The sequence below is a fragment of the Ectopseudomonas guguanensis genome, from assembly GCF_900104265.1.
Taxonomy (GTDB): Bacteria; Pseudomonadota; Gammaproteobacteria; order Pseudomonadales; family Pseudomonadaceae; genus Aquipseudomonas; species Aquipseudomonas guguanensis.
The window spans coordinates 220,874-235,356 of sequence record NZ_FNJJ01000005.1 but is presented as its reverse complement, the minus strand read 5'-3'; the positions used below and the strand labels follow the sequence as shown (position 1 = coordinate 235,356).

At 62.5% G+C, this 14,483-nt stretch carries 12 protein-coding genes; 4 read left to right on the top strand and 8 right to left on the bottom strand.

The annotated features are described in order from the left end of the window. Positions 1–22: 22 nt before the first annotated feature. From pilP to BLS61_RS09770, 4 genes are read right to left on the bottom strand one after another with little or no spacing between them, the layout of a single operon-like run. Complete coding sequence (pilP, locus tag BLS61_RS09785; RefSeq protein ID WP_090430280.1) at positions 23–547, bottom strand: type 4a pilus biogenesis lipoprotein PilP; 525 nt, start codon at positions 545–547, stop codon at positions 23–25. Further along, positions 547–1,167: a type 4a pilus biogenesis protein PilO gene (gene pilO, locus BLS61_RS09780; protein ID WP_090430278.1), complete on the bottom strand. Its 621-nt coding sequence runs from the start codon at positions 1,165–1,167 to the stop codon at positions 547–549. The genes pilP and pilO overlap by 1 nt, the downstream gene beginning before the upstream one ends. Beyond that, positions 1,164–1,736, bottom strand: coding sequence for a type 4a pilus biogenesis protein PilN (pilN, locus tag BLS61_RS09775; RefSeq protein ID WP_090430276.1), 573 nt, complete (start codon positions 1,734–1,736; stop codon positions 1,164–1,166). The genes pilO and pilN overlap by 4 nt, the downstream gene beginning before the upstream one ends. After that, on the bottom strand, positions 1,736–2,800 hold the full coding sequence (locus tag BLS61_RS09770) for a pilus assembly protein PilM (protein ID WP_090430274.1): 1,065 nt from the start codon (positions 2,798–2,800) through the stop codon (positions 1,736–1,738). Before BLS61_RS09770 ends, pilN begins: the two co-directional genes overlap by 1 nt. 181 nt (positions 2,801–2,981) lie before the next feature. Here BLS61_RS09770 and BLS61_RS09765 point away from each other — a divergent pair, with 181 nt between their 5' ends. Further along, positions 2,982–5,393 (top strand): penicillin-binding protein 1A, encoded by a 2,412-nt coding sequence (locus tag BLS61_RS09765; RefSeq protein WP_090430272.1) that lies wholly within the window; start codon positions 2,982–2,984, stop codon positions 5,391–5,393. A gap of 164 nt (positions 5,394–5,557) precedes the next feature. Here BLS61_RS09765 and BLS61_RS09760 read toward each other — a convergent pair whose 3' ends face one another. From BLS61_RS09760 to rpmE, 4 genes are all read right to left on the bottom strand, one after another. Beyond that, the gene (locus BLS61_RS09760; RefSeq protein WP_024306632.1) at positions 5,558–6,826 is read right to left on the bottom strand and encodes a malic enzyme-like NAD(P)-binding protein; all 1,269 of its coding nucleotides are present in this window, start codon (positions 6,824–6,826) and stop codon (positions 5,558–5,560) included. A gap of 104 nt (positions 6,827–6,930) precedes the next feature. Next, the gene (locus tag BLS61_RS09755) at positions 6,931–8,367 is read right to left on the bottom strand and encodes a M48 family metalloprotease (RefSeq protein ID WP_090430270.1); all 1,437 of its coding nucleotides are present in this window, start codon (positions 8,365–8,367) and stop codon (positions 6,931–6,933) included. Then, positions 8,364–9,164, bottom strand: coding sequence for a thermonuclease family protein (locus BLS61_RS09750; protein ID WP_090430268.1), 801 nt, complete (start codon positions 9,162–9,164; stop codon positions 8,364–8,366). Before BLS61_RS09750 ends, BLS61_RS09755 begins: the two co-directional genes overlap by 4 nt. 28 nt (positions 9,165–9,192) lie before the next feature. Next, the gene (rpmE, locus tag BLS61_RS09745; protein ID WP_024306629.1) at positions 9,193–9,405 is read right to left on the bottom strand and encodes a 50S ribosomal protein L31; all 213 of its coding nucleotides are present in this window, start codon (positions 9,403–9,405) and stop codon (positions 9,193–9,195) included. 158 nt (positions 9,406–9,563) lie between these two features. Here rpmE and BLS61_RS09740 point away from each other — a divergent pair, with 158 nt between their 5' ends. The 3 genes from BLS61_RS09740 (at position 9,564) to BLS61_RS09730 (ending at position 14,418) form a co-directional block, all read left to right on the top strand. Further along, positions 9,564–11,783 (top strand): primosomal protein N', encoded by a 2,220-nt coding sequence (locus BLS61_RS09740; RefSeq protein WP_090430266.1) that lies wholly within the window; start codon positions 9,564–9,566, stop codon positions 11,781–11,783. Positions 11,784–12,003: 220 nt separating this feature from the next. Continuing rightward, positions 12,004–13,743, top strand: a complete 1,740-nt coding sequence (gene argS, locus BLS61_RS09735; protein WP_090430265.1) for an arginine--tRNA ligase — start codon at positions 12,004–12,006, stop codon at positions 13,741–13,743. Further along, positions 13,744–14,418 (top strand): SPOR domain-containing protein, encoded by a 675-nt coding sequence (locus tag BLS61_RS09730; protein WP_090430264.1) that lies wholly within the window; start codon positions 13,744–13,746, stop codon positions 14,416–14,418. Positions 14,419–14,483 lie beyond the last annotated feature (65 nt).

Sequence of the window (14,483 nt, the reverse complement as noted above, 5' to 3'; positions counted from 1 at the left end):
ATTCATTTCTCACCCAGCCCCGTCAGGAGCGCTCCTTCAGGGAAAGGCTGCGTGGACGCTCAAGCCAGCCACCTTCGCCATCTGGAACAATTTCCATCACATCGATCTTGGAGTCGTCGATCACAAGAATCTTGCCGTGATTGCGCCCCAGATAGTCGCCTACTTTTACCCGATGAACCCCGCCCGCACCGTTAACCAGCGCGTACAATTCGCGATCATTTCTCAAAGTGCCAACCATCTCAAAGGTTTCAATATTGAAGCCTTCGAGGAACTGTTTGACACGACTTTCGTCCGGTTTAATTTCCGCCGCCCCCCTTTGACGAGCTACGACATCAATCTTGACCGGCGGCTGAAAGGGGCTGCGCAACGATGCTGCGCGATAGGTAAAGCTTTCGTACGGCTGAAATTTCGGCAAAGGCTCAATGGAGCCTTTAGGCCTAGCGCGGACATCATCCATATAAGCGCGCAAATCTGAAAAATCACCACTAGCGCCACAACCAGCGAGGAAGGAGAGCCCAACCACCAACGCCAAACGTGAGAATTTCATTATTGAGCCCCCTTATCATTGTAACGATAAGTTTTGGCCATAATTTGCATACTCAAGCGACTAGAACTGTCTGCACTGGCAGGGGCCAGTTGAAAATCGTGCAGAGTCACAATACGCGGCAAACTGGCAACACCACTAACGAAAGTGGCCAGATCGTGATAACCACCGGTCACCTTAATCTGTATGGGCAACTCGATATAAAACTGCTGAGCAACCTCAGGCTGCAGCTTGATCTCCTCGAACTCCAGCCCACTTCCCAAGCCTGTGCGAGTAATGTCTTCTAAAAGCCCCGGCACTTCAGTATCGCTCGGCAGCTGACGCAGGAGCGCCCCGAACGAAACCTCCATTTCCTGCATCTGCTCCTTGTAAGCTTCCAGATTCGCGGCCTGAAAGGCTTTGCTGGAGAACTGCTCTTTAAGCGTCAGCTCCTCCTGCTGGTGCTGCTCCAGAACAGACTGCAAGTCCCTGAGATGGAAGTTGTACCCCAGTGCCAGAACCAGAATCAGAAGCAGAAGACCTGCAACGAATTTTACGGCACCCGGCCAAGATCCGACGTTATTTAGATCGAGATTATTAAGATCAATGCTGCGCAGACCTTCGAGAGAGTCCTTGATACTCATTGCGCCGCCTCCGGCTGTTCCTGTTCAGGCTGTGTCTGCTGAACGCTCAACTGGAACACATTCGCTTGATCCAGAGCTCCCGCCGTAACCGCCTTGACCTCGGTCAGATTAGGCGCCGTCAGCCATTCCGAAGCATCCAGGTTGCGCATCAGATTGGATACGCGGTTATTCGACTCGGCAGCACCGACAATGGCGATATTCTTGCCTTCCATCTTGACCCCAGTGAAATACACGCCATCAGGTAGCGTTCTTACCAATTGGTCAAATACACGCCCGATGATCGGTCGATTGCCCTGCAAGTCCTGAATGATCTTCATGCGCTCCAAGAGCTGCTGCCTGCGCGTGCGCAGCTCACTGATTTCTTGAATGCGCGCATCAAGCACCGCGATTTCCTTCTTGATGAAATCATTCCGCGCATTCTGATTATCGATTGCTGCACTCAGCATCTGGTCAGCGAGAAAGACCAAGCCAGCCGCAATGATGAGCACACCGACCAGGCTCACCAGGAACCGCTGCTTACGCTCCTCGCGCAGCTGTTCACGCCAGGGAAGTAGGTTAATCCGCGCCATCAGTCGAAACTCCTCATCGCCAGACCACAGGCAATCATCAGTGCCGGCGCATCACTGGCCAACGCGCCGGCGTTGACCTTGCTGCTGAGCGCCATATCGGCGAACGGATTGGCCACGAGCGTCTGCGTGCCGATCTTCTGCTGGATCAGCCGATCAAGATCGGGGATGGACGCGGTACCGCCAGCCAGGAGGATATAGTCGACATCGTTGTATTGGCCGGCAGCGAAGAAGAACTGCAGCGAACGGGATACCTGCTGAACGACAGCCTCCTTGAACGGTTGCAACACTTCGCTGTCGTAGTCATCTGGAAGACCACCCTGCTTCTTGGCAAGACCGGCCTCCTCGACCGACAGCCCGTAGCGCCTCTGGATCTCCTCGGTCAGCTGCTTGCCGCCGAAGAGCTGCTCGCGGGTGTAGATGGTGCGGCCGTTGTGCAGAACGCTGAGGGTGGTCATGGTGGCACCGATGTCCACCACGGCGACCGTCAGATCGTCGTGCCCGCCACCCAGTTGCGCTTCCAGCAGAGCGTAGGCACGCTCCAGGGCATAGGCTTCGACGTCGACCACCTTGGCGGTCAGACCGGCGAGCGCCAGCGCAGCCTCGCGAACCTCGACGTTTTCCTTGCGGCATGCAGCCAGCAGGACTTCGACCCGTTCCGGGTTGCGCGGCGCCGGCCCCTGCACCTCGAAATCGATGGCGACTTCTTCCAGCGGATAGGGGATGTACTGGTCAGCCTCGATCTTCAGCTGGTTTTCCAGGTCATCCTCGGAAAGCCCCGCTTCCATCTCGATGGTCTTGGTGATGACGGCCGAACCGGCAACGGCAACGGCTGCTGCCTTGACGCCGCTCTTGGCCTTGGCCAATACGCGGGAAAGCGCCTGACCGACACCCTCCAACTCGGCGATGTTCTTCTCGACCACTGCGTTTGGCGGAAGCGGCTCGACTGCGTATGCCTCTACCTTGTAGCGGCTTCCCGAGCGACTCAGTTCGAGGAGCTTGACCGAAGTCGAGCTGATATCGATCCCCAGCAGCGTATTCGCTTTCTTAGTGAAGAGCCCTAGCACGACCGTTTTCCTATTGGCATCCGCGACTTACGGACTATTTATGTTTTTCCACATTAAATATCAGTCTTGACAGAAGCGCAAATGGCTCCCCGGGAAAAAAAACGCTTATAATGTGATCAGCTTTTCCCTTTTTGCCTCGACTCCTGCTTAACTCATTCTTTTACTTGGAATTCCGAACATTTTGATACGCCTGCTGAAGTTCATCTGGTGGTCCTGCGTTGCCGTTTTTTGTGGGCTGTTGCTCAGTTTCAGCGGTGCGTTTCTTTATCTTAGCCCGACCCTTCCGTCCGTCGAGTCGCTGCGCCAGGTCCAGCTACAGATCCCCCTGCGCGTCTACAGCAGCGATGCCAAGCTGATCGCCGAGTTCGGCGAGATGCGCCGCTCGCCCATTCGCTTCGACGAGATCCCCAAGGAGTTCATCAGCGCCCTGCTGGCTGCCGAGGACGACAATTTCGCCAATCATTATGGCGTCGATGTGACCAGCCTGATGCGCGCTGCCACGCAATTATTGAAAAGCGGTCAGATCCAGAGCGGCGGCAGCACCATCACCATGCAGGTGGCGAAGAATTTCTTCCTCACCAGCGAGCGCAGCTTCTCGCGCAAGGCCACCGAAATTCTCCTGGCCCTGCAGATCGAACGCGAACTGAGCAAGGACGAAATTCTCGAGCTGTACGTCAACAAGATCTATCTCGGCCACCGCGCCTACGGCATCGAAGCCGCCGCTCAGGTGTACTACGGCAAGTCGATCCGCGACCTGAATCTGGCCCAGATGGCGATGATCGCCGGACTGCCGAAGGCCCCGTCGCGCTACAACCCGCTGGTCAACCCGACACGCGCCAAGGAGCGTCGCGACTGGATTCTCGGCCGCCTGTATCGTCTCGGCCGTATCGACCAGACCAGCTACGAGCAAGCCCTGGCCGAAGAAGTCGACGCACGCTATCACGTGCCCGCCCCCGAGCTGAGCGCACCTTATATAGCCGAGATGGCACGCGCGGAAATGGTCGGTCGCTATGGCAGCGAGGCCTATACCGAAGGCTTCAACGTCACCACCACCGTGCCCAGCCATCTGCAGGAAGTGGCCAACACCGCGCTGCGTGACGGGCTGATCGCCTATGATCAGCGCCATGGCTACCGCGGTCCCGAAAGCCGCCTGCCGGGCATGACCCGCGAAGCCTGGCTCGCCGAGCTGGGCAAGTTCCGCAGCATCGGCGGCCTCGAACCTGCGGTGGTGACCCAGGTGGAGAAGAGCGGCGTCCTGGTAATGACCCGCAACGGCGAAGAGCAGGCCGTGGCCTGGGACAGCATGAAATGGGCACGCCCCTTCCTCAACACCAACAGTCTTGGTCCGCGCCCGCAACAACCCGGTGACGTCGCTCAGGTCGGCGATATCGTGCGCGTGCAGCGCCAGGAGGATGGCAGCCTGCGCTTTACCCAGGTGCCAGCGGCGCAGAGCGCGCTGGTTTCCCTCGATCCTTATAGCGGCGCCATTCAGGCACTGGTCGGCGGCTTCTCCTTCGACCAGAGCAACTACAACCGCGCCGTACAGGCCAAGCGTCAACCGGGCTCCAGCTTCAAACCCTTCATTTATAGCGCGGCACTGGATAGCGGCTACACCGCGGCGACACTGGTCAACGATGCGCCGATCATCCTCTCCGACGACTATCTGTCACAGAAGTGGCGGCCGAAGAACGACAACAACACCTTCCTCGGTCCGATCCGCATGCGCGAGGCCCTGTACAAGTCGCGCAACCTGGTCTCGATCCGTCTGCTGCAGGACATGGGCATCGATCGCAGCCTGCGCTACATCGAACGTTTCGGCTTCGCCCCGCAGGACCTGCCACGCAACCTGTCGCTGGCACTCGGCACCGCCAGCCTGACGCCGATGGAAATCGCCGAAGGCTGGGCCACCTTCGCCAACGGCGGCTACAAGATCGAGCCCTACCTGATCGAACGCATCGAAGATCGCAACGGCAAGCTGCTGTTCCGCGCCAACCCGGCACGTGTACCCGGCAGCGAGCCAGTCGAGGAAAACGCCAACCTGGCGGTGAACGCGACCGATGATCTGCCTCTGGAAGAACCCAAGGTGGCCGAGCAGATCATCGACGAGCGCACGGCCTACATCATGACCAGCATGCTGCAGGACGTGATCAAGCGCGGCACCGGTCGCCGCGCCCTGGCATTGGGGCGTAACGACCTGGCAGGCAAGACCGGCACCACCAACGAGTCCAAGGACAGCTGGTTCTCCGGTTACAACGCCGACTACGTGACCACTGTCTGGGCTGGCTTCGATCAGCCGGAAAGCCTGGGCCGGCACGAGTATGGCGGCACCGTGGCCCTGCCGATCTGGATGAACTACATGGGCGCAGTGCTCAAGGACCGTCCCAACCATCTACCCAAGGAACCCAAGGGCCTGCTGACCCTGCGCGTAGACCCGGTCAGCGGCCGCGCCGCGGCGCCCGGCACACCCGACGCTTACTTCGAGCTGTTCAAGAGCGAGGACTCGCCGCCGCCGATGAGCGAGTTCGAACCCGGCATGGGCATCCCGGGCAGCCCGCTGCCGGCTGACGAAATGGCGCCGATCGATCTGTTCTAGGAAAACGGCTGCAGGCCTCAGGCTGCAAGCGGCAGGCAAGAGCCTGTAGCCTGTGGCCTGTGGCCTGTGGCCTGTAGCCTGTGGCCTGTAGCCTGTAGCCTGTAGCCTGTAGCCAAGATGAAAATAAAAAACCCGCCGAAGCGGGTTTTTTATTGTTCGGCCGATCAGCCGTTGAACACGTCATCCACCGACTTCAGCGGATAGTGCTTCGGATACGGCAGGGTCGCCACGCCGGACTCGATGGCAGCCTTGGCCACGGCATCGCAGACCACGGTGATCAGACGCTGATCCATCGGCTTCGGAATGATGTACTCGCGGCCGAACGACAGTTCGATACCGCCATAGGCATCGCACACATCCTGCGGGACCGGCAGCTTGGCCAGGTCGCGCAGCGCCAGGGCCGCGGCGATCTTCATTTCTTCATTGATGCGGGTGGCGCGAACGTCCAGCGCACCGCGGAAGATGAAGGGGAAGCCAAGCACGTTGTTGACCTGGTTCGGGTAGTCGGAACGACCGGTGGCCATGATCACGTCGTTGCGGGTCTCGTGCGCCAGCTCCGGCTTGATTTCCGGATCCGGGTTGGAGCAGGCGAAGACGATCGGGTTGGCCGCCATGCGCTTGAGGTCTTCCGGGCTCAGCAGGTTGGCACCGGACAGGCCGACGAACACATCAGCGCCGTCGAGCGCGTCGGACAGCGTGCGCTTGTCGGTCTCGGTGGCGAACACGGCCTTGTACTGATTCAGGTCGTCACGGCCAGCGTGAATCACGCCCTTGCGGTCGATCATGAAGATGTTCTCGACCTTGGCGCCCATGCTCACCAGCAGCTTCATGCAGGAGATGGCAGCAGCACCGGCGCCCAGGCAGACGATCTTCGCCTCCTCCAGGGTCTTTCCGGCGATTTCCAGGGCGTTGAGCATGCCTGCGGCGGTCACGATCGCGGTGCCGTGCTGGTCATCGTGGAATACCGGAATGTCGCACTGCTCGATCAGTGCGCGCTCGATCTCGAAGCACTCGGGGGCCTTGATATCTTCCAAGTTGATGCCGCCGAAGGTGATGGAAATGCGCTTTACGGTGTCGATGAATGCCTGCGGGCTTTCCGAATCGACTTCGATATCGAATACGTCGATACCGGCGAAACGCTTGAACAGCACGCCCTTACCTTCCATCACCGGCTTGGAAGCCAGCGGGCCGAGGTTACCCAGACCGAGGATGGCGGTACCGTCGGAAATAACGGCGACCAGGTTGCCCTTACCGGTGTAGCGGTAGGCCAGCTCGGCGTCACGCGCGATTTCGCGTACCGGCTCGGCAACACCCGGGCTGTAGGCCAGCGACAGGTCGCGGGCAGTAGCAGTGGCTTTGGTCAACTCGACACTCAGCTTACCGGGGCGGGGCTGGGCGTGATATTCGAGAGCGGCAGTTTTTAGATCTGACATAGTGGCATTTCCGCTTTTGTTGGCTGTTGAACGGGCAGGCGGCCGAGGATACGCAAGTTGTATACACCTGCACAAGACCGTTCGGTCGCGATTGAAGCGCCGCGCTAGCGCAGCGTTTTCAGCCACTCGCCGGGGCGTGGTTCGCCGCTTGGGTAGAGCCCGTTGAGCAGGCGCAACTGCGCTTCGCCATCAGCCGGCAAAGGCGAATCCTTGGCCAGAGCGGCGAGGCTCTGCCCCGCCTTGGCGCGCACCAGATGCAGACGCACCGGCTCGGCCAGCTTGCGTTCGGCCGGTTTCAGCGGCCGATAACTGCGAATCACCTCGAGGAACCGCTGATCCTCGGTTTCCAGCGAAGCGCGCCCCTTCACCGCCGCCACGAACAGGTAAGCGCTGTCGCCCCGATAGATTACCGCGACACGCCGCGCCGACTGTCCCTGCAGCACCGCCGTATAGCCCTGCAGCGCACCCAGACGCAGCTCCTCGCCGGCAACCAGCCGCTGATTGCCGACGCGCCTGCGCAGGAATTCGGCGGGCGAAAGCTGCTTGTCCGCCGCTTCCAGCGTCATGGCGATGAATGCCTGCTCATCCGGGGTATGGCCGATCAGCACATCCGGGCGGTTGACCAGTTGCCAGCCCTGCGGATAGCTCAGGGTGAAATCCAGCTCGCCATGGTAGAAGTTGCGACCGCGGCGAATCCCGCTGGCGGCCGAATCGCCGAACACCAGGCCGTCGAGCATCTGCAGGAAATTGTCGCGCCCCACTTCCTGGTTGCCGCCGGCCAGCGCACGCGCAGGGCCAATCACTTCCTGCAGGCGCCTATCGTTGTCCGGGTGGGTGTCGAACAAGCCGTGATAGCCGCCCGCTGTCGGTGCTTCGCCACGCCTGGCGGCCTGCTCGCGGGCGAAGTCCTCCTGGCTCTTGAGCACCTTGACTACCTCGATCATCGCCTGCGGGTCGTAGCCGCTGCGCGCCAGATACTGCGCGCCCAGACCATCGGCCTCCAGCTCCATGTCGCGCCCGTAGCCGCGTACGAAGGCATTGCCCATCACATTGGTCAGATCGCCCACCGCACCGACACCGGTACCGATGGCCGCAGCCTGGCCGAGCAGCCCCCAGGCCGTGGACTGGCTCTGTTGGCGCACGCTATGGCGTGCCGTCACGTGCCCCACCTCATGGCCCAGCACAGCAGCCAGCTCCGCCTCGGAGTTGAGGTAGGCGAGCAGGCCGCGATGGATATAGATGTAGCCACCCGGCAAGGCGAAGGCATTGACGTCCGGACTGTCCACCAGGGTGAAGACGTAGTTGAGCTGATTGCGATGGCTGCTGCGCGCCACCCGCTCGCCGACGCGCTGGATGTAGGCCTGCAGCTTGGCATCCTCGTAGCGCGGGTATTGCTTGAGGATTTCCTGGTTGTAGCGCGCGCCGAGATCCAGCTCCTGGCGCTCGCTCATCATCACGAAATCGGTACGACCGGTCGCGGGATTGACCGCGCAACCGGCCAACCCGCTGCAGAACAGACACAGCATCAATGCACGAATCATGGCAACACCTCCAGCATCGCCGAATGGGTAAGCGGCAGCATCCAGCGCGCCTGCCCGGATTTCAAGCCGCCGCGACTCTGGCGATCGATGACCCAGCCACGCGCCTCCACCCGCCGCCCCTTGAGTTTCTGCAAAGCGGGCAGATCGAACTCGCCGAGCAGTTCGGGCGCGACGCGCAGCACCCGACCGCCTTCGAGATCGATCCACAGGCCGCCGCGATTGCGCTGCACCTCGACAACCCGACCGCCGAGCAGGGCGAAACCGCCACCTTTCAGCTGGCCAGCCGCCTTCACCTGATTGCTACGCCACAAGCCGAGGCGCTGACGCCGCGCCTGGCGCTCGGCCTGCGCCTGACAGCTGGCCAGCGCAGCATTGGGCGCCACCGCGACCATGAAACCGAGACCTTCGCTCAGCAATTGCTCTTCGAGATTACGCCCCTGGCGGTCATAGAGGTGCGCCAAGGTGCGCCCGTAGCGGTCCTTGCGCTGCTTGCCGTAAAGCAGGCCGACACGCCCATCGCTGGCATCGACCAGCGCCTGCAGACGCCGCTTGGACTGCACGGCGAAAGGCTCGTCACTTTTCCCCTTGCGCCCCAGTTCAGGGGCGTTGATACCGATCAGGCGAATGCTGCGCCCGTCGACCAGGCGCACCGTGTCGCCATCGACCACCTGGCGCACGGCGACCTGAGCAAGATCGGCACGCTGCGGACAGAAGGCCTGGGCCAGGCCGGCACAAAGCAGAGAAACGAAAAAGGCGCCCACCAGGGACGCCTTTTTCAGTATCACGGAGTGGCGCATGCCAGTTTCCGTTTTTTCGTTCGGTCGCTTACTTGGCGCCGAATACGCCGAAGCGCTGCTTGAAGCGATCGATACGGCCGCCGGTGTCCAGCACTTTCTGCTTACCGGTATAGAACGGGTGGCACTCGGAGCAAACGTCCAGGCTCAGGTTCTTGCCAATGGTGGAGCGGGTCTTGATCACGTTGCCGCAGGAGCAGGTGGCGTCGATCTCGACGTAGTTCGGATGGATATCGGCTTTCATGGTGCTTTCCTCGGGGTAGTCGTGCCGCCACCCGACCAATGTCAGGCACCGCACAGAAATAGGCCGCGCATCTTACCAGACACCCGACACGATGCAAGCTGCGCAAGGTGCCGGCCGTCGCGTGCTAAGATCGCCGGCCTGTCAAAGGAGCTCCTGGCTTGCCCAACCTGATCCTGCGCCTTGCCCTGCCCTCGCCGCTGCGCCGCCTGTTCGACTACCTCGCCCCCGCTGGCGTGTCGCGCAGTGCCTTGCAGCCAGGCGTACGCTTGCGCGTGCCCTTCGGCCGCCGCGAGATGATCGGCGTGCTGGTGGAAGTCGACAGCCAGAGCGAAGTCCCACTCGACAAGCTCAAGCCCGCTCTGGAACTGCTCGATGCTCACCCACCGCTGCCAGCGCCGCTGTTCAAACTGTGCCTGTGGACAGCGCAGTACTACCAGCACAGCCTGGGCGACACCCTGAGCTGGGCCTTGCCGGTACTGCTGCGCCAGGGCGAACCGGCCGAAACTCGCCAGGAGCGTTACTGGCTGGCCAGCAAAGGCGCCAGTGTCGACGACCCACGCCTGGCCCGCGCCCCACGCCAGCGCGACGCACTCAAGGCACTGGCACAACACCCGCACGGCGTGGCCCACAGTCTGCTCGGCCAGCTGCAACTCAACCGCGACAGCCTGCAATTACTGCATGAGAAGGGGCTGGTACGGGTCGAGGTGCGCCGCACCCAGCCGCATGCCAAGCCTGCACACTGGCTGGCGCAACCGGAACTGCCGCTGAATGCCGAGCAGCGCGCGGCGGTGAATGCCGTGGCGTCGGGCTGGGGTCAGTTCAATGCCTTCCTGCTCGCTGGCGTCACCGGCAGCGGCAAGACCGAGGTTTACCTGCAACTGATCCACCAATGCCTGCAAGCCGGCAAGCAGGCGCTGGTGCTGATCCCCGAGATCAACCTCGGCCCGCAGACCTTCGACCGTTTCGCCCGCCGCTTCAACGCACGTATCGCCCTGCTGCATTCAGCAGTCAATGATCGCGATCGCCTCGATGCCTGGTTGGCGGCGCGCGATGGCGAGGCCGACATCATCATCGGCACCCGCTCGGCACTGTTCACGCCGATGAAGAACCCTGGGTTGATCATCGTCGACGAAGAACACGACGCCTCCTATAAACAGCAGGAAGGTCTGCGCTATCACGCCCGTGACCTCGCACTGGTTCGCGCGCACCAGGAAGACGTCCCCATCGTCCTCGGCTCGGCCACACCCTCGCTGGAAAGCCTGCACAATGCCCACAGCGGCCGCTACGCCCTGCTCAAGCTGACCCAGCGCGCCGGCGGCGCCAGCCAGCCGCGCTTTCTGCGCCTGGACGTGAAGAGCCGGCCACTGGACTCGGGTATCTCCGGACCGATGCAGCAGGCCATCGCCCAGACCCTGGCGGCCGGCCAGCAGGTGCTGGTGTTTCTCAACCGCCGCGGCTTCGCCCCGACCCTGCTCTGCCACGACTGCGGCTGGCTATCCGAATGCCCGCGTTGCGATGCACGCATGACCGTGCACCAGCGTTATCAGGAGCTGCGCTGCCACCACTGCGGCCACGTCGAGAAGCAACCGAGCAACTGCCCGAAATGCCAGCACGTCGACCTGCGCCCGGTCGGCGCCGGCACCGAGCGCGCCGAAGAACGCCTGGCGCTGCTGTTCCCCGACTACCCGGTGCTGCGCATCGACCGCGACAGCACCTCGCGCAAGGGCGCGATGGATCGCCTGTTCACTACCATCAACAAGGGCGAGCCGTGCATCCTGGTCGGCACCCAGATGCTCGCCAAGGGCCACCACTTCCCACGGGTGACGCTGGTGTCGATCCTCGACGCCGACGGGGGCCTGTTCTCGGCGGATTTTCGCGCCAGCGAGCGCATGGCGCAGCTGATCGTACAGGTCGCCGGCCGCGCCGGGCGTGCCGAGGAACCGGGCAAGGTGATCATTCAGAGCCACCTGGCCGACCATCCGCTGCTGGTGCAACTGACCGAGCAGGGCTACTTCGCCTTCGCCGAGCAGGCGTTGAGCGAGCGCCGCAGTGCCGGCCTGCCGCCGTTCTGCCACCTGGCCCTGCTGCGCGCCGAAGCGCACAAGCCCGGCCAGGCAGAAGGTTTTCTCGATGAGGCCTGCAGCGAAGCCGAGCACCTGCTGGGTGAACTGGGGCTGACCGGCATCGAACTGCTCGGCCCGGTACCGGCGCCGATGGAACGCCGCGCCGGACGCTTTCGCGCCCAACTGCTGCTGCAGGGCAATGCCCGCGCCCCGCTACACCGCCTGCTCAACCATTGGCTGCATGCGCTGGAGCAAATGCCCAGTGGCCGCGCGGTGCGCTGGTCGCTGGATGTCGACCCGATCGATCTGTTCTAAACCGACGCGCTGCAACAGTCCATAGAGAGGTCCGGGCGGCGTCCCGCTTCAGTCCGTAGGGTGGGCTTCAGCCCACCAACAGCGGCCAGCCTTGGTGGGCTGAAGCCCACCCTACCCACTGCAGGCCGATCGCTTTGCCTGAAGCCTGTGGCCTGCAACCTGCAGCTACTTCTATAATGCGCAGTTTTCGACCAAAGCCCCAAGGCAACCCGAGCCGAACATGAAAGACAGCATTCGCCACCTGATCCAGCAAGCCCTCGACCGCCTGACCGCCGAAGGCGTGCTGCCTGCAGGCCTGACGCCGGTCATCCAGGTGGAGAACACCAAGGACAAGAGCCACGGCGACTTCGCCAGCAACATTGCCATGATGCTGGCCAAGCCGGCCGGCATGAAGCCGCGCGACCTGGCCGAAAAGCTGATCGCAGCATTGCCGGCCGATGAGCAGATCACCAAGGTGGAAATCGCCGGCCCCGGCTTCCTCAACTTCTTCCAGAACAGTGATGCCCTGGCACAGCGTCTGGAAGCGGCACTGGCCGATGCCAAACTTGGCGTGCGCAAGAACGGCCCGGCGCAGCGCGTGGTGGTCGATCTGTCCGCGCCCAACCTGGCCAAGGAAATGCACGTCGGCCACCTGCGCTCGACCATCATCGGCGACGGCGTGGCGCGGGTGCTGGAGTTTCTCGGCGACACCGTGATTCGCCAGAACCATGTCGGCGACTGGGGCACCCAGTTCGGCATGCTGCTGGCCTACATGCAGGAAAACCCGGCGGCCGCCGAGAGCGAGCTGGCCGACCTGGAAGGCTTCTATCGTGCAGCGAAGAAACGCTTCGACGAGTCGCCCGAGTTCGCCGACCGCGCCCGCGAACTGGTGGTCCAGCTGCAGGCCGGCGACGCCGAGTGTCTGCGTCTGTGGCATCGCTTCAACGACATTTCCCTGTCGCACTGCCAGGCGCTGTACGACCGCCTCGGCGTCAAGCTCTCCATGGCCGATGTCAAGGGCGAGAGCGCCTATAACGACGACCTGCCACAGGTGGTCGCCGACCTCGCCGCCAAGGGCCTGCTGACCGAGGATAATGGCGCCAAGTGCGTGTTCATGGACGAGTTCAAGAATGCCGAAGGCAACCCGCTGCCGCTGATCGTGCAGAAGGCTGGCGGCGGCTACCTGTACGCCACTACCGACCTGGCTGCCACCCGCTACCGCGCAGGCGTGCTCAAGGCCGACCGCGTGCTGTACTTCGTCGACCAGCGCCAGGCCCTGCACTTCCAGATGGTCTTCGCCTGCGCGCGCCTGGCCGGCTTCGTCCCGTCCAGCATGGAAATGGAACACATGGGCTTCGGCACCATGAACGGCCCGGACGGCCGCCCGTTCAAGACCCGCGACGGCGGCACCGTGAAACTGGTGCAACTGCTCGATGAAGCCGAGCAGCGCGCCTACAGCCTGGTCAAGGACAAGAACCCGGAACTGGACGAGGACGAGCTGCGTAGAATCGCCCGCGTGGTCGGCATCGCCTCGGTGAAATACGCCGACCTGTCCAAGCACCGCACCAGCGACTACAGCTTCAACTTCGACCTGATGCTGAGCTTCGAAGGCAATACAGCGCCGTACCTGCTGTATGCCTACACCCGCGTCGCCAGCATCTTCCGCAAGCTGGGCAAGGGCGTGGATGAAATCGGCGGGCAGATCACCCTGGTCGCCGATCAGGAACAGGCCCTGGCTGCCAAACTGGCGCAGTTTGGCGAGCTGCTCGGCAATGTCGCCGAGAAAGGCACGCCGCATATGTTGTGCGCTTACCTGTATGACATCGCCGGCCTGTTCTCCAGCTTCTACGAGAACTGCCCGATCCTCAGCGCCGAGAGCGAAGCCACACGCGACAGCCGTCTGCGCCTGGCAGCCCTGACTGGCCGCACCCTCAAGCAGGGCCTGGAGCTGCTCGGCCTGGAAACTCTGGAGCGGATGTAAATGGCAGCGCGCAAGAAGCCGGCGCCGAAACGCGGCGCCAGTCGCTATCAGGCCCCGGCGAACAAGCCCGTACCGGGCTGGATCTGGCTGGCCTGCGGCCTGGTGGTCGGTGGTTTCTTCATGTTCCTGTTCAGTCTCGAACCGGGCCGTGACGAGATCAAGCGCGACAAGGGCGAGCAGGTGCGCAGCACCAAGCCGGAACCCAAGCCAACGCAGCCCGAGCCGGCCAGGCCCAAATACGACTTCTACACCCTGCTGCCGGAATCCGAAGTGATCCTGCCACAGGCGCTGGAGGAAACGCCGCCACCTGCACCGGAGCAGAAACCGGTCACCCCGGAAGAAGCCGCGAAGATCGATACGGCCCGTGCCGAAGCCGCGCTCAACGGCCAGGTACCGCCGCCTCCGCCGCCCGTGCTGGCCAGCGCGCCGGTCACCACGCAGTTCTTCCTGCAGGCCGGCTCGTTCCGCAAGCGCGACGATGCCGACACTCTGCGTGCGCAGATCATCCTGCTCGGCCAGAACGTGCGGGTGGAAACCGGCAAGGTGCGCGAGGAAACCTGGCACCGCGTGCTGGTCGGCCCCTTCGCCAGCCGCGAACAACTGGCGGTCGCGCAGAAGACCCTGGCCGGCAACGGTTTCAGCAACCTGTTGTTACAGCAGCGCCAGGTCCGCTGATCGCCCAACAGGCCGTTGAAAAACGTAGGCGAGGCAGGCTGGCCGAGGAAATACAGCCGAAAAAG

What these genes read in the sequence shown, in the direction of transcription:
- pilP (WP_090430280.1), bottom strand. Translation starts at nt 547, where the DNA reads ATGAAATTCTCACGTTTGGCGTTGGTGGTTGGGCTCTCCTTCCTCGCT.
- argS (WP_090430265.1), top strand. Translation starts at nt 12,004, where the DNA reads ATGAAAGACAGCATTCGCCACCTGATCCAGCAAGCCCTCGACCGCCTG.
- rpmE (WP_024306629.1), bottom strand. Translation starts at nt 9,405, where the DNA reads ATGAAAGCCGATATCCATCCGAACTACGTCGAGATCGACGCCACCTGC.
- BLS61_RS09730 (WP_090430264.1), top strand. Translation starts at nt 13,744, where the DNA reads ATGGCAGCGCGCAAGAAGCCGGCGCCGAAACGCGGCGCCAGTCGCTAT.
- BLS61_RS09755 (WP_090430270.1), bottom strand. Translation starts at nt 8,367, where the DNA reads ATGATTCGTGCATTGATGCTGTGTCTGTTCTGCAGCGGGTTGGCCGGT.
- pilN (WP_090430276.1), bottom strand. Translation starts at nt 1,736, where the DNA reads ATGGCGCGGATTAACCTACTTCCCTGGCGTGAACAGCTGCGCGAGGAG.
- BLS61_RS09760 (WP_024306632.1), bottom strand. Translation starts at nt 6,826, where the DNA reads ATGTCAGATCTAAAAACTGCCGCTCTCGAATATCACGCCCAGCCCCGC.
- pilO (WP_090430278.1), bottom strand. Translation starts at nt 1,167, where the DNA reads ATGAGTATCAAGGACTCTCTCGAAGGTCTGCGCAGCATTGATCTTAAT.
- BLS61_RS09750 (WP_090430268.1), bottom strand. Translation starts at nt 9,164, where the DNA reads ATGCGCCACTCCGTGATACTGAAAAAGGCGTCCCTGGTGGGCGCCTTT.